Annotated in this window: 18 protein-coding genes, 1 tRNA gene and 1 pseudogene; 6 read left to right on the forward strand and 14 right to left on the reverse strand. The window is 64.2% G+C overall.

Annotated features, from left to right (window positions below):
* Nucleotides 1–51: 51 nt before the first annotated feature.
* The gene (rpsA, locus tag SH584_RS03425) at nt 52–1,761 is read right to left on the reverse strand and encodes a 30S ribosomal protein S1 (RefSeq protein WP_322842465.1); all 1,710 of its coding nucleotides are present in this window, start codon (nt 1,759–1,761) and stop codon (nt 52–54) included.
* Between the two features lie 345 nt (nt 1,762–2,106).
* Between rpsA and SH584_RS03430 the strand changes: the two genes are divergently transcribed.
* Nucleotides 2,107–2,592: a GAF domain-containing protein gene (locus SH584_RS03430; RefSeq protein WP_324808572.1), complete on the forward strand. Its 486-nt coding sequence runs from the start codon at nt 2,107–2,109 to the stop codon at nt 2,590–2,592.
* On the opposite strand, the gene SH584_RS03435 is transcribed toward SH584_RS03430, so the two are convergent.
* Nucleotides 2,589–3,209 (reverse strand): (d)CMP kinase, encoded by a 621-nt coding sequence (locus SH584_RS03435; RefSeq protein WP_324809457.1) that lies wholly within the window; start codon nt 3,207–3,209, stop codon nt 2,589–2,591. The two genes, SH584_RS03430 and SH584_RS03435, sit on opposite strands and share 4 nt — an antisense overlap.
* A gap of 134 nt (nt 3,210–3,343) precedes the next feature.
* On the opposite strand from SH584_RS03435, the gene SH584_RS03440 reads away from it, so the two are divergent.
* Nucleotides 3,344–3,664 (forward strand): FYDLN acid domain-containing protein, encoded by a 321-nt coding sequence (locus SH584_RS03440; protein WP_322842467.1) that lies wholly within the window; start codon nt 3,344–3,346, stop codon nt 3,662–3,664.
* 92 nt (nt 3,665–3,756) lie between these two features.
* A tRNA-Ala gene (locus SH584_RS03445) sits at nt 3,757–3,832 on the forward strand.
* Between the two features lie 41 nt (nt 3,833–3,873).
* On the opposite strand, the gene SH584_RS03450 is transcribed toward SH584_RS03445, so the two are convergent.
* Genes SH584_RS03450 through SH584_RS03465 form a run of 4 tightly spaced genes read right to left on the reverse strand, consistent with a single transcriptional unit; the run spans nt 3,874 to nt 7,938 of the window.
* Nucleotides 3,874–4,122, reverse strand: a complete 249-nt coding sequence (locus SH584_RS03450; RefSeq protein ID WP_324808574.1) for a hypothetical protein — start codon at nt 4,120–4,122, stop codon at nt 3,874–3,876.
* Entirely contained in the window at nt 4,119–6,653 is a 2,535-nt protein-coding gene (locus SH584_RS03455) for a cbb3-type cytochrome c oxidase subunit I (RefSeq protein WP_324808576.1), read from the reverse strand. The genes SH584_RS03450 and SH584_RS03455 overlap by 4 nt, the downstream gene beginning before the upstream one ends.
* Nucleotides 6,650–7,588, reverse strand: a complete 939-nt coding sequence (locus SH584_RS03460; RefSeq protein WP_324808578.1) for a cytochrome c oxidase subunit II — start codon at nt 7,586–7,588, stop codon at nt 6,650–6,652. The genes SH584_RS03455 and SH584_RS03460 overlap by 4 nt, the downstream gene beginning before the upstream one ends.
* On the reverse strand, nt 7,585–7,938 hold the full coding sequence (locus tag SH584_RS03465) for a c-type cytochrome (RefSeq protein ID WP_324808580.1): 354 nt from the start codon (nt 7,936–7,938) through the stop codon (nt 7,585–7,587). The genes SH584_RS03460 and SH584_RS03465 overlap by 4 nt, the downstream gene beginning before the upstream one ends.
* A 92-nt stretch (nt 7,939–8,030) precedes the next feature.
* On the opposite strand from SH584_RS03465, the pseudogene SH584_RS03470 reads away from it, so the two are divergent.
* Nucleotides 8,031–8,582: pseudogene (locus SH584_RS03470) on the forward strand (c-type cytochrome); the annotation flags it as partial.
* 25 nt (nt 8,583–8,607) lie between these two features.
* On the opposite strand, the gene SH584_RS03475 reads toward SH584_RS03470, so the two are convergent.
* The 4 genes from SH584_RS03475 to SH584_RS03490 all read right to left on the reverse strand — a co-directional run bounded on the left by SH584_RS03475 (nt 8,608) and on the right by SH584_RS03490 (nt 12,478).
* Nucleotides 8,608–9,267 (reverse strand): cytochrome b, encoded by a 660-nt coding sequence (locus SH584_RS03475; protein WP_324808582.1) that lies wholly within the window; start codon nt 9,265–9,267, stop codon nt 8,608–8,610.
* A complete protein-coding gene (locus SH584_RS03480) occupies nt 9,264–10,001 on the reverse strand; it encodes a cytochrome c oxidase assembly protein (RefSeq protein ID WP_324808584.1) in 738 nt (245 codons plus the stop codon). The genes SH584_RS03475 and SH584_RS03480 overlap by 4 nt, the downstream gene beginning before the upstream one ends.
* 161 nt (nt 10,002–10,162) lie before the next feature.
* On the reverse strand, nt 10,163–10,321 hold the full coding sequence (locus SH584_RS03485) for a Flp family type IVb pilin (protein WP_324808586.1): 159 nt from the start codon (nt 10,319–10,321) through the stop codon (nt 10,163–10,165).
* A gap of 159 nt (nt 10,322–10,480) precedes the next feature.
* On the reverse strand, nt 10,481–12,478 hold the full coding sequence (locus SH584_RS03490) for a transglycosylase domain-containing protein (RefSeq protein WP_324808588.1): 1,998 nt from the start codon (nt 12,476–12,478) through the stop codon (nt 10,481–10,483).
* 158 nt (nt 12,479–12,636) lie between these two features.
* Here SH584_RS03490 and SH584_RS03495 point away from each other — a divergent pair, with 158 nt between their 5' ends.
* Nucleotides 12,637–14,106 (forward strand): ABC transporter substrate-binding protein, encoded by a 1,470-nt coding sequence (locus SH584_RS03495; protein ID WP_324808590.1) that lies wholly within the window; start codon nt 12,637–12,639, stop codon nt 14,104–14,106.
* Nucleotides 14,106–14,555: a DUF4112 domain-containing protein gene (locus SH584_RS03500; protein WP_324808592.1), complete on the forward strand. Its 450-nt coding sequence runs from the start codon at nt 14,106–14,108 to the stop codon at nt 14,553–14,555. The genes SH584_RS03495 and SH584_RS03500 overlap by 1 nt, the downstream gene beginning before the upstream one ends.
* Here the strand turns inward: SH584_RS03500 and SH584_RS03505 are convergent.
* From SH584_RS03505 to SH584_RS03520, 4 genes are all read right to left on the reverse strand, one after another.
* A complete protein-coding gene (locus tag SH584_RS03505; RefSeq protein WP_324808594.1) occupies nt 14,552–15,178 on the reverse strand; it encodes a TorF family putative porin in 627 nt (208 codons plus the stop codon). The two genes, SH584_RS03500 and SH584_RS03505, sit on opposite strands and share 4 nt — an antisense overlap.
* 65 nt (nt 15,179–15,243) lie before the next feature.
* Nucleotides 15,244–16,245, reverse strand: a complete 1,002-nt coding sequence (gene nadA, locus SH584_RS03510) for a quinolinate synthase NadA (protein ID WP_324808596.1) — start codon at nt 16,243–16,245, stop codon at nt 15,244–15,246.
* 13 nt (nt 16,246–16,258) lie between these two features.
* Nucleotides 16,259–16,975: a DUF4230 domain-containing protein gene (locus SH584_RS03515; RefSeq protein WP_324808598.1), complete on the reverse strand. Its 717-nt coding sequence runs from the start codon at nt 16,973–16,975 to the stop codon at nt 16,259–16,261.
* A complete protein-coding gene (locus tag SH584_RS03520; RefSeq protein WP_324808600.1) occupies nt 16,960–17,808 on the reverse strand; it encodes an MBL fold metallo-hydrolase in 849 nt (282 codons plus the stop codon). The genes SH584_RS03515 and SH584_RS03520 overlap by 16 nt, the downstream gene beginning before the upstream one ends.
* Nucleotides 17,809–17,844: the final 36 nt, after the last annotated feature.

A 17,844-nucleotide genomic window follows, 5' to 3' on the forward strand; every position in this document is an offset into this window, starting at 1 on the left:
TTTGCAGCGATCAGTAACTGACCGGCCATGCCTCAGGCATGGCCTGCCCCTTTACTTCTTCGCCTTTTCCTTCAGCGCGGCGCCAAGGATGTCGCCCAGCGAAGCGCCGGCATCCGAAGAACCGTACTGCGCAACGGCCTGCTTTTCCTCGGCGATCTGAAGCGCCTTGATCGAGAAGTTCGGCTTCTTCGACCGGTCGAAACCGGTGACGAGCGCGTCGAACTTCTGGCCGACCTGGAAACGCTCCGGACGCTGCTCGTCGCGGTCGCGGCCAAGGTCGGTACGCTTGATGAAGCCCGTCGCGCCGTCGTCGCCGACCTGCACTTCAAGGCCACCGTCGCGCACTTCGAGCACGGTCACGGTCAAGGTTTCGCCCTTGTTGACGCCACCCGACGAAGCACCGCCGCCGACCGCGACGCCGCCGCGCTCGAGCTGCTTGATGCCAAGGCTGATGCGCTCCTTTTCGACGTCGACGTCAAGGACCTGCGCCGTGACGGTCTCACCCTTGTGATGAAGCGCAAGGGCTTCCTCGCCCGACACGCCCCAGGCGATGTCCGACATATGGACCATGCCGTCGACGTCGCCGTCGAGACCAACGAACAGACCGAATTCGGTCGCGTTCTTGACTTCGCCCTCGACGGTCGAACCGACCGGATGCTTGTCGGCGAAGTCGGCCCACGGGTTCGACTGAGCCTGCTTGAGGCCGAGGCTGATGCGACGCTTTTCCTGGTCGACTTCGAGGATCTTGACCTCGACTTCCTGGCTGGTGCTGACGATCTTGCCCGGGTGGACGTTCTTCTTGGTCCAGCTCATCTCCGACACGTGGACGAGGCCTTCGATGCCCGGCTCGAGCTCGACGAACGCGCCATATTCGGTGATGTTGGTGACGCGGCCGGTGAAGTTACCCTCGATCGGATACTTGGCGGCGGCGCCTTCCCACGGATCGCTCTCAAGCTGCTTCATGCCCAGGCTGATGCGCTGGGTTTCGCGGTTGATGCGGATGATCTGCACCTTGACGGTGTCGCCGATGGCGATGACTTCCGACGGATGGCCGACGCGCTTGTAGCTGATGTCGGTGACATGCAGCAGGCCGTCGATGCCGCCGAGGTCGACGAACGCGCCGTAGTCGGTGATGTTCTTGACGACGCCTTCGATCACCTGACCTTCGGCCAGGCTCTGGATCAGGCCCGAACGCTGTTCAGCGCGGGTTTCTTCCAGGATCGCACGACGCGACACGACGATGTTGCCGCGGCGACGGTCCATCTTCAAGATGACGAACGGCTGCGCGATGTCCATCAGCGGACCGACGTCGCGGACCGGGCGGATGTCGACCTGGCTGCCCGGCAGGAAGGCCACGGCACCGCCGAGGTCGACGGTGAAGCCGCCCTTGACGCGACCGAAGATCACGCCGTCGACGCGCTCGGCCTTTTCGAATTCCTTTTCCAGCTTGTCCCAGGCGGCTTCGCGGCGGGCGCGGTCGCGGCTGAGCATCGCTTCGCCATTGGCGTTCTCGACGCGGTCGACATAGACTTCGACGGTATCGCCGACCTTAAGCTCGGCCTTCTGGCCCGGCGCTGCGAATTCGCGCAGCGGCACGCGGCCTTCGCTCTTCAAACCGACGTCGATGACCGCAAGGTCGTTCTCGATGCCGGTGACGGTGCCCTTGACGACGCGGCCTTCGAAGGCCTCGTTCTCGCCGCCCAGGCTTTCGTTGAGGAGGGCCGCGAAATCGTCGCGGCTGGGAAATGCCGTTGTGGCCATAAAATCAAACGTCTTTCGAACTTCGGACTTTCATGCCGCCGCCGACCGAGATGGTCGAACTTCATCGGGCGGACCTGGAAACCCAGTGCACAATCCCGCCGGCCCCATGCCGGTCGGAATGTCCGTGCGGCGACTTTGCGAAGCGCAGCGCGTTTCAGGAAGCTTGCGCCTGCCTGACACCCCCTACGCGACCTGAAGCCAAACCGCCGCAGGCGCAGGGCCTGCCGGACGGAGGCGCGCATAGCCTACGGAGGGGGAAACGGCAAGGTTGACGCCGACCGATTGGATTTGGCGCGGCGTTATGCGATTTAATGTCGGGTAAACGATCGGGGGGTCGAGTCTCAGGTGGGCGACAAGCTTTCTCACACGATTGCCGAGTGGGGCGACGACCCTGACATTCGCGCGGCGCTGGCCGAGGTGTGCGAACTCACCGGCATGGGATTCAGCGCGGTCGCCTTCGTCTCAGAGGATCGGTGGATCGCCTGCCAAGTCGACGACCGCATCGAGTTCGGAATGGATCCGGGCGGCGAGCTGGAAATCAAGAAGACGATCTGCACTGATGTGCGGCAGTGCGGCGAGGCGATCGTCATCGACGACACCAGCGAGGACCCGGACTGGTGGAATCACCCCGTCCCCATTCTCTACGGATTCAAGAGCTACCTTTCGATTCCGCTCAATCTCGATGACGGCACGTTCTTCGGAACGCTGTGCGCAATCGATCCGCGCCCACGCGACGTCCCATTGAAGAAACGGCTGCCGGATTTGGAAAGCGTCGCCCAGAAAGTGGCGCGCCTTCTGTCGGAAAAGGCGGGCAAGCGCGGCGCGGCTTAACGCCGGGCGTCCACCAGCGCGATGGCGGCGACGATCGCATCGTCGAGAGAAAGGCTGCTCGTGTCGAGCAAGTCCGCGTCAGCGGCTTGGACCAATGGCGCCGACGCTCGACCCGCATCGCGCTCGTCGCGAGCCTTGAGGTCGATCAGCACGTCTTCCAGATGCGCATGCTTGCCGGCCGCGATCAGCTCCGCCAGTCGGCGCTCCGCGCGAACTTCAACGACCGCGGTCACGAAAAGCTTTGCCGTCGCATCGGGGGCAATCACCGTCCCGATGTCGCGCCCGTCGAGAACGGCGCCGGTCGAGTTCGACGCGAAGCTGCGCTGCCGCTTGATCAAGGCGGCGCGAACGCCGGGATAAGCAGAAATGCGGCTGGCGATCGAGCCGACAATCTCGCTGCGCAGTTCGGGGTCGTCGGGGCTGACCTGGGGCACGCCGTCGCAGGCACGGACCGCTTCGAACTCGATGCCTGGATCGCCGCCAAATCGCACCATGCTGAGCGCAACTGCACGATAGAGCATTCCGGTATCCATGTGCGGAAGCCCGTAATGGCGGGCCAGCGCGCGGGCGATGCTGCCCTTGCCGCTGGCGGCGGGGCCATCGACTGCGATGACCAGCGGGGCGGAGGGCTGTTCGGGATGCGTCATGCGTGGCCGCGCTTTGACAGGGAGGCAGGGCTATGGCAAGGCGCCCGCCAATCGACGGCGGAGCGCCAAACCCGCGCCCGCGTCACCCAAGGAGATCAGGCCAGATGGTCAAACCCGAATGGGGCGCCAAGCGCACTTGCCCCAAATGCTCGACCCGCTTCTACGACCTCGGCAATGACGAGCCGGTGACCTGCATCGCGTGCGACAACACGTGGGTTCCCGAGCCGGTGCTGAAGTCGAAGCAGCCCCTTCCCTACGAAGTCGCCGCGACCCCCGACAAGGTCAAGGAAGCCGACGAGGATCTGGGTGCCGAGGATCTGGTGCCCGACGAGGACGAGGAGCCCAGCGCTGACGACGAAGTCGATCTGGCGACCGGCGAGGACGATCTTGGCGTCGCGACCAAGGACGAGGACGACGATAATTGATCGCGGACGGCGCGGTAATTTGCCGCGCCGTTAATTCCCTGCGATTTTGCATTTGCAAGCCGGCGGAAGTGCCCTAAAGGGCCGGGCCGGATGGGGCCGTAGCTCAGCTGGGAGAGCGCTGCAATGGCATTGCAGAGGTCAGGGGTTCGATCCCCCTCGGCTCCACCATTCCAATAGAAAAGCCCGCTTCGGCGGGCTTTTTTGTGCCTTCAGAAGACGGCCACAAGCCCCTGGAAGATGATCCCGATCGCGGCCGTCAGGCTCGAGACCTGAACCACCGATTCACCGGGCGCGCGCCGAAAGGCTAGGGCGACGACGATCAGGCACAGCGCTGCCAGGCCAATCGTCGCCACGCGCGAAATCATGCTGTCGGGAGCGACCAGCATTACCCCATAGGCCGCGAAGAAGTGGAATGCCCAGGCCAGCATCGCCACCAAGGCGGGGCGCCAACCGGTCACGGCGCAACAACCCTCGTCAGAACAGCGACCAGCGCGCCCTGAATAACCGCGAACCATAGCACCCGAACGATCGCGTCGACGGTAGCATCGCGCGGCGCGAGGATGAGCCCACGGGTCCCACGCGCCACCAGGTAAAGCGCCATGATGACCACCAGGCCGACCACGGTCCCCTGCTGCGCAATCATTGCAAAGACGGTCGCCCCCTGCCCGCTGAGATCAGGACGAAGTCCAGCGGCAAGCCAGCCGGTGGCGTCAAGCCATGTCGCTGCGGTTAGCAGGCTGGCGGCGATAACCATCAGCACCCATGTCCGGCGCCCCGCGGCCTCGCGGCGGACCAGGCTTTGCCGCGACCACCAACCGAACGCGGCTGCGCCGCCGTACAGCAGCAGGATCGGTCCGAGCGTTCCCAATCGCGGCGGCGCGATCCAGAATTGCGGCTGGACCCCGTAAAGATAGAGGAAGCTGAAGCCGGCCATGAACATGATCATGCCAAAGACGACGAACAGGATCGTGACCGCCCACCAGCCGTGGCTCGACGGACCGGTGCGATAGGTCGGCACCTGGATGTTCGCGCCGATGTCGGCCGACGTCTGACGGATCGGCCGGTCGGTTTCCCACACCCAGCGAAGCGTCGTAAACACCATCACGATCGCACTGAACGCGGCGAAGCCATAGGCTTGCACCGTCAGCGCCAGGAAGAAGAAGGCGGTGAAGATTGCCGACGCGAACGGCCATGGCGACGGCCCCGGCATGATTTCCACATATTGCGGTTCGGCTATGACCGGACTGGTGACGATCGTCTCGCGAAGGCCGGTCGCGCTTCGGGGCAGAAAGTAGCGTCCGTCCTCGACTTCCTTGGCGAGTTGCGGCTGTTCCCACAGCGGCTCACGCCCCTTCACCAGAGGGATCGACCGCGTCGAATAAAGGCCGGATGGAAGCCACTCGAGCGTGCCTGCATTGAACACGTTGCCGGCATTGCCGTCTTCCGGCGCCCAGCGGAAATTGCGTGCCACGTCGAACAAGAACAACAACACCCCCAGCGCCAGGATCGCGCTGCCGACGGTAGAGATCATGTTGAGCCAGTCGAGCGCACTTCCGGGCAAGTAGGTGAAGACGCGCCGAGGCATGCCCATCATCCCCGACAGATGCATCGGCAGGAAAGCGATGTGCATGCCGCCGAACATCAGCGCGAAGACCCACTTGCCCAATCGCTCCGACAGCGCTCGGCGGCTGATCATCGGGATCCAGTAGTAGAAGGCCGCGAACAGCGGGAAGACCATGCCGCCGATCAGTACATAGTGGAGATGCGCGACGATGAAGTAGCTGTCGTGCGCCTGCCAATCGAACGGCACCATCGCCACCATGACGCCGGTCAGGCCGCCCATCGTGAAGATGACGATGCTGCCAACGACGAATAGCGCCGGCGTCGACCAGCGGATCTTGCCCGATGCCAGCGTCGCGATCCACGCGAAGACCTGGATGCCAGCCGGCACGCTGACCGCCATGCTGGCGGCGGAAAAGAAGCCGGTCGTCATTTGCGGCATTCCGACCGCGAACATGTGATGCGCCCACACGCCGAAACTGATGAACCCGGTCGCCACCATCGCGGCCACAACGAGTCGATATCCAACCAGCGGAGTCTGAGCGACCGTGGCAACCATCATCGACATCAGCCCCGCCGCCGGCAGGAAGATGATGTAGACCTCCGGATGACCGAAGAACCAGAACAGGTGTTGCCACAGCAGGACGTCGCCGCCGCGCGTCGGATCGAAGAAGGGCCAGTTGAATGCCCGCTCCATCTCCAGCAGCAGCGTTCCAAGGATCACCGATGGAAAGGCGATCACGATCATCACTGCGAAGATCAGCATTGCCCAGGCGAACACCGGCATTTTCGCAAGGCTCATTCCCGGTGCTCGGGTTCGCAGCACACCGACGATGATTTCGATCGCGCCGGCAATCGCGCTAATCTCGATGAAGCCGATCCCGAGCAGCCAGAAGTCGGTGTTGATGCCTGGCGAATAGGCCTTGCTGGTCAGCGGCGGGTACATAAACCAACCGCCGTCGGGGGCAAGTCCGACGAACAGCGAGCAGAAGAAGGTAACCCCGCCGACGAGATACGCCCAGAAGGCATAGGCCGACAGGCGCGGGAACGGCATGTCGCGCGCGGCGAGCATCTGCGGCAGGAGCAAGATGCCCATCGCCTCGACCGCCGGCACCGCGAACAGGAACATCATCACCGTGCCGTGCATGGTGAAGAACTGGTTGTAAGTGCCGGGGTCCATGAACTCCATCAGCGGCGCGGCGAGCTGGACCCTCATCGCGAGCGCAAGGATCCCCGCCGCGAGGAAGAAGGCGAAGGCCGCGACGATGTAGTAGAAGCCGATGTAGTTGTTGTTGACCGCGGTCAGATACTGCCAGCCCTTGGGGGCGCACCAGATGCGCTTGAGCTCTTCCAATTCCTCCTTGGGTCGCGGGCCTGGGGTTGGAAAGCGGTCGTAGAGACTAGCGTCGAACCCGGTCTCCGAGCTCATTTCAACGTCTCGAGCCAGGTCGCGATCGCGGCGGTGTCCTCGGCCGGGAGCATGTCGTAGTTGGGCATGCGATTGCCCGGCTTGATCGATTGGCTGTCGCCGATCCAGCCGATCATCGTGCCACGATTGTTCGGTAGAATGCCCGCGCCCAAGGTCCGCCGCGATCCGACATTTGTGAGGTCGGGGCCGGCAAGGCCGTTAGCGGCGGTGCCCCGGACATTGTGACAGGCGGCACACCCGCTATCCATGAAAAGCTGCTGCGCGCGCGATGCGGCGACGGGTCGCGGCGCTTGACGGCTGGCCATCCATTGCTGCCACCGATCGGGCTGCTCCGCGACGACGACGAGACCCATCAGGGCATGCGCGCGGCCACAGAATTCGGCGCAGACCCCGCCATATTGCCCTGCCTCGCGAGCCTCGACCTTCAACAGGTTCGTCCGGCCGGGAAGCATGTCCTTCTTGCCCGACAGGTTGGGAACCCAGAAGCTGTGGATCACGTCGGCCGACTTGAGTTCGAATACCACCGGGCGGCCGACGGGAATGTGAATCTCGTTGGCATCGCTGAACAGGATGCGACCTTGCGGATCGAGGTAGTCGACGCGAAACCAGAAGAGTTCGCCGGTCACCCGGACGCGAAGCTCGTTTCCGGCGATAGGCGAGTTGAGCTTCGACGTCAGCGAGAGACCCCACACCAGCAGAATGGTGAGCACGACCGCGGGAAAGGCGACGCCCGCGATCCACACCGCTTTCTCGCCGCCCAATTTGGCCTTGAACGAAGGCTTGCCCTTGATGGCAACGAGCAGCGCGAGCACGACGATACCGGTTACGACGACGCCGATCGCGAACAATACCCACGCCAGGATCGTCACCGAAGACGCATAGGGACCGGCGGGGTCGAGCACCGGCGGCGGCCAGCCGAACAGCGCCTCCCTCATCGGCCGTTCTCGTACAAGAACGCCGCGACATCTTCCGCTTCGCGCTGACTGATGGGCATTGGCGGCATGGGGGAGCCGGGCTTCACGCCGGGCGCGTTGCGGACGAACGCGGCGAGAACGTCGGGGCGATTGGGGAGGCTGCCGGCGATCATCCCGCGATCATCGAACGTGGCCAGGCTCGGACCGGTCATGCCCTTCGGCCATTCAATTCCCTCAATCTCATGACAGGCGGCGCATTGGACTTTTTCTACGACCGCACGGCCGCGTTTCGCGGCTTCGGCATCGACCGTCCAGCGCGTGTCGGGCGGGGGCTTGCAAGCGGCGCCCGAGGCGATCGCGACCGCCGTCACCAGACGTAAAATCCTGCCCGATCCGCCAACGCTTGTCCCCCCTGCTGCCATGGCAGCGGAACCATCGGTATGGCGAACCGGTTCCGACGCCAATGAACCACATCCATCCGGCCCTGCTCCTCGCGCTTTTGTTGGTCGCCGGATGCTCGAAGCCCGACGCCGTGGCCGACCCCTTCGCGGCGACTGGCGAATTGATCGCGCTGAGCGGCGGCGAAGCGGGCGCGGCTTATGCTTGCGCGTCATGTCATGGCCTCAAGGGCGAAGGCGACGGCAATCTTTCCCCTCGCCTCGCCGGCATCGACGAAGGCTATCTATCGCGGCAGTTGGGTTTCTATGCGGAGGGGCAGCGCAGCCACGCGGAAATGGCGGCGATCGCGAAGCGGCTGTCGATGGAACAGCGGCAGAAGGTGTCTGCCTATTATGCCGCCATGGATAGGCCGAGGGCATGCGCTGATCCTTTTCCGCCAATCGCACTTTATCATGCTGGCGATCCACGTCGGGGCATCGCCTCCTGCGCCTCCTGTCACGGTGCGACGGGCGAGGGAAATACCGGAAATCCGCCGCTAGCGGGGCAGTCTTCGGACTATCTGGCCAAGCAGCTGCGCGACTGGCGCGAGGGAAATCGGTATGGCGACGCCAATGGCACGATGACCCGCATTTCGAAGGCAATCACCCCCGCTGAGGCGCGGGCGCTGTCGGCTTATGCATCGCGCCTGCCGGGTGGTCTTCGGAATCCTCAATCTCGGGAAGCATGCCCTCCAGCACGTCGTGCCGATCCCAAAAATGGTGCTTGAGCGCGGCGCCCACGTGCATCGGAACCAATAACGCCAGGCCGACCACGCCAAGACCGTGGGCCTGACGAGCGACATCGAGGATCCACCGCTGCCATTCGGGCGACAGGTCGTAAAAAGGCATCGCCGGCACAGGGATCACGCCGGCAATCGACAGCGGCGCAGCGGGTTGCAGAGCGGACCACATCGCCCAGCCGCTGAGTGGCAACAGCGCAAACAGGCCGTAAAACAGGATGTGCGTGGCATGCGCCGCGACGGCCTGCCACCCGGGAATGTCCGCATCGTTGATCGGGCCTGGCACGATTGCGCGCCACACGAAACGCAACGACGCGAGCAGCAGAAGGGTCAGGCCGATCTCACTATGATGCGCATAGGCCGCGATCTTGTCGCCGCCGACCGCGATCCGCTCCATCATCCAGCCCGAGCCCAGTTGATAGAGCACCAGTGCCGCCATCACCCAATGGAAGGTAATGCCGACCGGCGTATAGCGCCCCTTGCGGCTGTGGCGCTTCGCCCAACGACGGATTGCCCGGATCATGCCGCCGCGGGCAGTTTCATCGACCGGTACAGGATCGCGATCGCGATCAGCAGGTAGGGCAAGCTTCCCGGCGCCCACATCAACAGGCCCGCGAGTTGTTGATCCTCGATCGGCGCCAGGCCCCACTGGGCGGTGCTCGACCAATGCGGCGCGTAAAGCGCGCGAGTGGAAAAGGTCAGCAGCGCGCCAAGCGCGCCCATCAATACGGTGGTTGCCAACAGGCCGCCAACGGCCTTGATCGGCTCCGACCGGAGCAGCGCCGCCCAGAAGAGATAGGCGCTTCCGGTAATCGATATTTGCATCAGCCAGAACAGCGCATCGTTCGACAATGCCGCCGAATAGAACGCGGGCCAGTGCCAAAGCCAGAAGATCAGCGCCTGAAGAGCCGTCGCGCGGCCGAGCCCGATGTCCCACTGCCGCGCTCGGAAGGCAAGCGCCAGCAGCGGTGCCACGCCGAGGATCAGGATCAGGTGATGCACCGAGCGACCGGCGAACAGCGCCACGCCCAAGGCGCAGAAAGGACTGACGAACAGAAAGAGCGAGAGGCCGATCGAGCCGGCGAAATATTGGCGATCACGCTTCCGGTCGATCGCGCGGAAGCCTGCAGCAGCGGCAACCGCCAGCACCACCAACAGGAGCGGATCGAAATTCCAACGGGAAGGTAGTTCGGAAGGCGACGGCGGAGGACCGCAGTAAGACATGATCGTCTGCGCAATCTCGACAGCGGGCTGCACTATTTCGCCCTGCCCTGCTTGTTCGACTTGCCCATCGTCTCCCTCTCAAGGGAGGCAACACATTGATGCGGATCGGGTTGCAGCGCCATCTTCGGCAGACAAAAAGAAAGCGGCGGCGCCTTTCGACGCCGCCGCTCCTTTTCTTCGACTTGGCGAGAAGCTTAGAGCTTCGTCGCGACGTCGTTGAAGGTGCTCGACAGGTTCGAGCCGATGTTGCCCATGGCGGCAATCGCGGCAACGGCGATGAGGGCGGCGATCAGGCCGTATTCAATCGCGGTCGCACCCTTGTTGTTCTTGATCAGCTTGAGAAACTTCGACATTTCCGGTCTCCTAAAGGCTCCACAAAAGGGGATCCACTTTCCCCCACCTTCGCGGCCTTTCGGCGCGTCGGTCGATCCTCAAATACGGGCCCAAGGGTTGAGAAAGGTTTAAGACCGCCGGTTTTCGATCGTTAACCATCAATTTTTTCGCAGTGAGCCTCACAGCTTTTGGAAAAGCTGGTCGACCATATCCAGGATTTCCCGGACCGCGTCGCCCTTCTCGCTCCATTCGGGCGGGAGCGGGCTGCGACGCGCGGCGGGCCGCTCGGTCGGTTGCTGAGGCACGCGGAAGCCCGAGGGCAAGACGGGACCGCGGCTGCCGTCGATGGACAAGGCCGGTGCCATGAAGGCGCGCCAGATGCTGGCGGGCGCAGTTCCCCCGGTAATCTTGCCGAGCGACCCATTGTCGTCGCGTCCGACCCACACGCCGACGACAAGGTCTCCGGCGAAGCCGACGAACAGCGCGTCACGATTGTTCTGACTGGTGCCCGTCTTGCCAAAGGTGGGAGTCGCCAATGCCGCTCGCCGTCCAGTGCCGTCATTGGCAGCCGCCCAAAGAAGATCGAGCATAGGCGCGCGGACGCTGCGGTCATCGAGGCGTCCACCGCGGGCGAACATGGCGCCAATGCCGCCCGCCTCTTCGCTTGGTTTGGGCAGTCCCCGCGGCTGGATGGGGTATCGCCCCCCGGCAAGCGCAGCATAGGCGGCGGTAAGTTCGACCAGGCTGACGCCCGACGTACCCAAGGCAAGACTCGGCCGGTCAGTCAGCGGCGTGTCGATGCCGAGGTCGCGCGCCGCCCGGACGACGTTGCCGCGCCCGACCTGTTCGGCAAGCCGAACGGTCGCAGCGTTGCTCGAGCGCGCAAAAGCTTCGCGAAGCGTGATCGTCCCGCGATAGACTCCGTCGCTATTGCCCGGCGACCAGCCGTCGATCGTGATCGGTCGGTCCTCGATCTTCGAATCGGGCGTGTAGCCGGCGCGCAGGGCGGCGAGATAGACGAACAGCTTGAACGCACTTCCTGGTTGGCGACGTGCCTGCGTTGCGCGGTTGAACGGGCTCTTCGCATAGTTGCGGCCGCCGACCATCGCGACCACGCGCCCGTCGGGACGCATCGCGACCAACGCGGCCTGCGCTCCGCCGATCTCGGCGCGAGTAACGGCGCGGACGGCCAGCCGCTGAAGATCGGCATCGAGCGTGGTCGACACCTTCATCTGGCCATAGTCGGCCTCGAAGGCGCGGGCGGCCTGCGGCGCTACCCAGTCGGCGAAGAAGGTGCCGGTGGGGACCGTGTCCGACACACCGGTCGGCCGGGCCGAACGCGTCGCCCTGGCGCGGGCCTGCGTGATGACGCCGGTGTCCGCCATCGTCTGTAAAACGAGGCGGCTGCGTTTTTGCGCGAGGGCGAGGTTGCGCGTCGGGGCCAACCGCGACGGCGCCTGCACCATCCCCGCGAGCATCGCCGACTGGGCCAGGGTCAGCCGTTCCGGCTCACGATCGAAATAATGGCGCGACGCGGCGCGAAGGCCATAGACGCCGTCACCGAAATAAACCGACGACAGATAGCGCGAGAGAATGTCGTCCTTGGTCAGCCAAGCCTCCAGCCAGAAGGCGATGATGACTTCCTGCGCCTTGCGCTTCATCGAGCGATCGGAGGAGAGGAAGCTGGTCTTCGCGAGCTGCTGGGTGATCGTGCTGCCGCCCTGTCGCACGCCTCCAGCCTGGAAATTGGTCATCATCGCGCGACCAATCGCGCGCGGGTCGATACCCCAATGGCCCCTGAAACGGCGGTCCTCGATCGCGATGAACGCGGCGGGAGTCAGCGGATCGAGCCGCGCAATCTCGACCGGCTTGTCCTTGATCGCGCCGCGCCGGGCGATCGGCCGTCCTTCCTCGCTGAGCAACAGCATCGCCGGGTCCTTGAGCGGCTCGAGCGCCCGCCCCAGCGGAGCGGTCACGACCAGCCACACCAACGTGACGACGATCAGCAGGGCAAAGATATTGAGGCCCCACCGCAACCAGCGGCGACGCGACTTGCGCGGAGGTGAGGGCGGCTCGATCGGCGGTGCGCTCCCGACCGAATCGGGACGGCCGAAGGGGTCGGGCAACTGTTCGATATCGATTCCGCCGCGCTGCCAAATGCCGTGACCGTCCGACATCTTACCCTTTCAAAGCCGGCGGTACGCCGAATTACTGCCTTAGTGATGTAAAACAGTCCGATGGCAATATCCAGTGGTTGCTGAACCCCTGTTTAAGGCTAAACCGTTCCGCGATGCCGTTCATCCGACCGACTTGCCAATGCCTGATGGCAATTGCCGTGGCGACGTCACTCTTGACGGCATGCGGAAGCGAGCGCGAAAGCGCGACCCGCGTCGGGATCATCGGCGACAAGCCGCCGGAGTTGATTGAAACGATCGAAGCACCGCTGAGTGCGGGTGACGCGCAATTTCGAATGGACCTTGCCCAAGGGCTGGTCCGCTTCGATCCGCGCGGACAGGTTGTCCCCGGCCTCGCCGAGCGGTGGAACGTCAGCGACGACGGCCTCAGCTACATCTTCCGGCTGAAGAGCGCGGAATGGCCGTCGGGCCGCCGAGTGAAAGCGGACGAGGTGGCGCGCGTCCTATCGCGCCAGTTACGCGCTGCGTCGAAGAACACGCTCAAGGACACGCTTGGCGCAGTGGTCGACGTCGTTGCGATGACCGACCGCGTGATCGAGTTGAGGCTGACCGCCCCCCGTCCCTATTTACTGCAACTGCTCGCGCAGCCTGAGTTCGGGATCGTTCGTAACGGCGTTGGCACCGGCCCCTTCGAATTGGCGGATACGGAAGAACTGACGTCGGAGGTCAGCGACGGCGGCCAAATGCCCGCCAACGCCCGCTTGATTTCGCATCGCATCGTCGTTCCCGACGCGAAGGACCCGGTCGAACTGGTGCGGGTCGAAAACGGCACCGCCGCCAAGCTGGTCGCGGCGTTCGTGAGCAGGGACGTCGACCTTGTCCTGGGCGGCACGATTGCCGACCTGCCGATCGCAAAGGCTGCCAAGGTCCCGCGCGGCGCGCTCCGCTTCGACCCCGTGGCCGGACTGTTCGGCCTGATGCCGACCGCTCGCAGCGAAATCGTGGCGGACGCCGAAGTCAGGAATCTCCTGTCGCAAGCGATCGATCGGCAGGCGCTTGTCGCCACTCTCGCGGTCGACGGACTGGCTCCGCGCGCGACCCTGTTGCAGGCCGGACTGGAAGGCGTTGGACAGCCTCCGCAGCCCGTGTGGCTGACGGTGCCCGCGATTGACCGGCGCCCTGCACTCATCGCGGAGGCCGACCGCCTCTTCGGCGACACCGAACGACCGCGACTGCGCCTGCTTCTCCCCGCTGGGCCGGGCGGCGACCTTCTCCTTCGCCGCTTCAATGCCGATTGGGCGCCGCTTGGCATCAGCGTCGAACGCGCGACTACGGCGGCGTCAGCCGACATGATCTGGATCGACGAAGTTTCGCCATCGGCGTCGCCCGCCTGGCTGCTTCGCAAGTTCCGCTGCGGGGTCGCGCCAATCTGCGTCGAAGAGGCCGGTCCCTTGCTCGATTCGGCGCGCACTGCACCGGTCCCCGCGCAGCGCGCGGCGCTATTGATCGAGGCGGCCCGCCTGATGGACGAGGCACATCTTTTTCTTCCCGTCGCGGCACCCGTGCGCTGGTCATTGGTGTCGGGATCGGTTCCAGGCTTTGCCGAGAACGGTTTTGCGCGTCACACGTTAGTGGGGCTGGCCGATAGCCGGTTCACCGAGGAGTATTGATGGTCGATCCAACCGTTCCGCCGACGGAGCGTCTGCGCCGCCCCCTTCCCAACCTGTCGAGCGATCCGCATTCAGTTCGCCAGCGGATCGAGGGAATGGAGCATGTGCTCGAACGGCTGTTCGTGATCCCCGGCATCAACAAGCCGATCGGGCTCGACGTCCTGCTCGACTTCATCCCCGGCGTCGGCACGCTCTCCGCCGCCGCGCTTGGCAGCTGGATCGTTTGGGAAGCGCGAAACCTGAAGTTGTCGAAGTGGCAAATGCTGCGGATGGGCGGCAACGTCGGGTTCGACATGCTGCTTGGCGCCATCCCGTTCGTCGGCGCGATCCCCGACTACTTTTTCCGGTCGAACACCCGGAACCTCAGGATCATCAAGCGACATCTCGACCGCCACCACCCGCAAACGCGGGTGGTGGACGTTCCGCCGCCACCTGCGGGCGTGCGCTAGAACTTTACGCGGATCGAGGCGACCGCACGCCGCTTATATGCGTAGCCAAGGTTGCTGCGATCGGTGTCGTAGACGCGGCCGTCGATCGTCACGTTCTTGATCGGATCGTACGAGATGCCCGCGTTGTAAGCGTAATAGTCTGGCCCATTTCCGCGGTCGCGTCGACCGATCTTGCCGCCAAGTTTCACGCCCTTGGCGATGCCGATGCTCACGCCCGCTTCGGAGAAAAGCGACTGCTCGGTCGATCCGGTGTCGTCGGGCGAATAGGTGAAGCCGAGCGTGGCTTTCGCCGGGCCGACATCACCGGCGAAGTCGGCTTTCAATTCCAACGCGGTCGAATCGAACCCCGGAGTATCGATCCCCGGCTGATGCTTGACGAGCGCACGCGCCGCCATCTCGATACCTGCGACCTCGCGGGTGTAGCCGACGGCAGCCGATACCTCTGCACCCTTGTCGCCGCTCGACTCGAGGTTCTTCGCCAATCCTTCGAGCGAAAAGCTTCCGAGCTCGACCGCGCCCCGGCCGACGATCTGAATACCGTCGGTCTGGGCCAAGCCCTTCGAATAGCCGGTCGTGAAGATTTCCACTTGAGCGGAGGGCACCGGCGGCGGGACGTCGATCATTGCAAAACCTGTCGTGACGGGAAGGAAGGCCGTCACGACTACGTCACATCCGTGTCAGTTTCGTGTCAGTCCCCGCTGACCGGTGGCTTTCCCACGTCGCCCTGCCCGACCGTTCGTCCCGCCATGTCGAGCATCCGCTCCAGCGGCTTGCGCGCCCCTTCCATGACGTCGTCCGAAAGCTCGATTCGCGGTTCGAGATCGCGGAGCGCGACGTAGAGCTTTTCCAACGTGTTCAGCGCCATGTACGGGCACATATTGCAGTTGCAATTGCCGTCACCGCCCGGCGTTCCGATGAAGGTCTTGTGCGGTGCCGCCTTTTCCATCTGGTGGATGATATGCGGCTCGGTCGCGACCAGGATCGTGTCGCTCGGCGAATTGATCGCGAAATCAAGGATCGACTTGGTCGAACCGACATGGTCGGCATGGTCGATGATATGCGGCGGACATTCGGGATGCGCAGCCACCGGCGCGCCGGGATACTGCGCCTTCAGCTTGAGCAGTTCCGTTTCCGAGAACGCCTGGTGCACGATGCAGATGCCCGGCCACAGCAGCATCTCTCGACCGAAGCGGCGATTGAGATAGCCGCCGAGGTGGCGATCGGGACCGAAGATGATCTTCTGGTCCATCGGGATCTGCTCGATGATAGCTTCCGCCGCCGAGGAAGTGACGATGATGTCGCTGAGCGCTTTCACCGCTGCCGAGCAGTTGATGTAGGTCAGCGCGATATGATCGGGGTGCGCTGCGCGGAACGCCGCGAACTGATCGGGCGGGCAGCTGTCTTCCAGGCTGCAGCCGGCATCCATGTCGGGAAGGATCACCGTTTTCTGCGGGCTAAGGATCTTGGCGGTCTCGGCCATAAAGCGGACGCCGCAAAAGGCGATGACGTCGGCATCGGTCGCAGCGGCCTTACGCGACAGGTCGAGGCTGTCGCCGACGAAATCGGCCAGATCCTGAATTTCGGGCTTCTGGTAATAATGCGCGAGGATGACAGCGTTCCGCTCCTTTTTCAGGCGCTGGATCTCGGACAGCAGGTCGATTCCCTTGAGGCTTGCGGGCTGGTCGGTCACGTCACGTCTCTCTTCACTTCTGGCGCTGCTCAAGCACGTCGGCGATCGACGGGCTGACATCCCAGCGCTCATTATTGCGAACGCCGTCCTGCGGGAAGCGGACGACGATATTCACCGGCCCAAGCCCGGCCACTTCCATCGGGGTCCGAAGCATTCCGGCAATGACTTCGCGCGCGTTTTCACGGGCCCGATTGAAATGCTCGGGTTTGTTCGCCTCCACCGTTGCGGCCCGGTTGGCTTGGACCGCGGCCCGACGGCTGAGATTGTCGGCCGCGCGACGTGACACGAAAATGCCCTGCGTCGCGATCGTCCGCCTGCGCGCCTCGTCGATGTTGGGCGTGCCGACCTGAACGTTCGGCGCTTCGACCACCAGCGTCCGGCTCTCCTTGTCCCAGCGATATTGATCGGGGGTCATATCGGACAGGTCGACCGTGTAATCGATCGAATAGGGCAGCGTGACCTTCTGCGCCGACCGCAGGAAATCGAAGGTGCCGGGATCGATTGAAGTCACATCGAGCGCGCCGTCGACTTCACCAACCTTGAGCGCGCTCTGCTTTTCGAACGTGGCGGAGAGAACCCGAACCAGGCTTTGCGCCTGCGCCAGCTCTTCCTCCTGCTGACGCTGCTGCTCGCGCGACCAGAGAAAGCCGCCGATCAGCACGGCGGCGATCAGCAGGGTGACGACAAGCGCGATCGGGAAGCGGCGCGAAGGGATCAGTTGGTCAGCCATTGGTCTCCATCGCGACTAACCATTCCGCGCCGGTTGAGGTCCATCAGGTGGGCAAGCACCGATCCGCCCGCCGCCGGGATCAGGCGCGGATCGAGCCCCGGATAGCAATTGGCGACGACCTCATCGATCTCGCGGTCCCCTGCTGCGAGGCGCTTGAGGATCTGCTTCTCGCGCTGCATCCGGTGCCCGATCATGCCGCGCACCAGTTGCTGCGGCTTGGTCACCGGCGGCCCGTGCGTCGGGAAATAGATCCGATCGTCGCGCGAGCGAAGCTTGTCGAGGCTGGCGAGATAATCGCCCATGTCGCCGTCAGGCGGGACGACGACGCTGGTCGACCAGCCCATCACATGATCGCCCGTAAACAGCGCATCGCCATACGCGAAGCAAAGATGGTTGGAGGTGTGGCCCGGCGTCGCGACCGCCGTCAGGGCGCGGCCGCCGTCAAAACGCAGTTCATCCCCGTCGGCCATCACCAGGTCCGGCACATAGTCGAGGTCGAAGCTTGCATCGGCGCGCGGGCCGATCGCGGTCAGCGCCAGCGGAGCGCAGCCCATGATCGGAGCGCCGGTCGCCTCCTTCAGCGCGCGGCTGGCCGGGCTATGATCGCGGTGCGTATGCGTGCAGGCAATTGCCGCGACCGGGCGACCGGCGATGACGGCGATCATCGCATCGATATGCGCCGGCTCATCGGGACCGGGGTCGATCACGACCAATTCGCCCTCGCCGACAAGATAGGTCTGCGTGCCCGTAAAGGTGAACGGCGATGGGTTGGGTGCGAGCAACCGGGCGATCCCGGGCTCGACGATTTCCAATTGATCGTAAGGAGCGTTCACCGGCGCGCGTTACGACAGCGCACCGGGAACGGCAAA

Origin of the sequence: Sphingomonas sp. LY29 (genome assembly GCF_035593985.1) — a bacterium.
GTDB lineage: Bacteria > Pseudomonadota > Alphaproteobacteria > Sphingomonadales > Sphingomonadaceae > Sphingomicrobium.

Bases quoted from the DNA above. Each gene is read 5' to 3' on its own strand.
- rpsA (WP_322842465.1), bottom strand. From the start codon at position 1,761: ATGGCCACAACGGCATTTCCCAGCCGCGACGATTTCGCGGCCCTCCTC.
- SH584_RS03440 (WP_322842467.1), top strand. From the start codon at position 3,344: ATGGTCAAACCCGAATGGGGCGCCAAGCGCACTTGCCCCAAATGCTCG.
- SH584_RS03455 (WP_324808576.1), bottom strand. From the start codon at position 6,653: ATGAGCTCGGAGACCGGGTTCGACGCTAGTCTCTACGACCGCTTTCCA.
- SH584_RS03460 (WP_324808578.1), bottom strand. From the start codon at position 7,588: ATGAGGGAGGCGCTGTTCGGCTGGCCGCCGCCGGTGCTCGACCCCGCC.
- SH584_RS03475 (WP_324808582.1), bottom strand. From the start codon at position 9,267: ATGATCCGGGCAATCCGTCGTTGGGCGAAGCGCCACAGCCGCAAGGGG.
- SH584_RS03485 (WP_324808586.1), bottom strand. From the start codon at position 10,321: ATGTCGAAGTTTCTCAAGCTGATCAAGAACAACAAGGGTGCGACCGCG.
- SH584_RS03490 (WP_324808588.1), bottom strand. From the start codon at position 12,478: ATGTCGGACGGTCACGGCATTTGGCAGCGCGGCGGAATCGATATCGAA.
- SH584_RS03500 (WP_324808592.1), top strand. From the start codon at position 14,106: ATGGTCGATCCAACCGTTCCGCCGACGGAGCGTCTGCGCCGCCCCCTT.
- SH584_RS03505 (WP_324808594.1), bottom strand. From the start codon at position 15,178: ATGATCGACGTCCCGCCGCCGGTGCCCTCCGCTCAAGTGGAAATCTTC.
- SH584_RS03515 (WP_324808598.1), bottom strand. From the start codon at position 16,975: ATGGCTGACCAACTGATCCCTTCGCGCCGCTTCCCGATCGCGCTTGTC.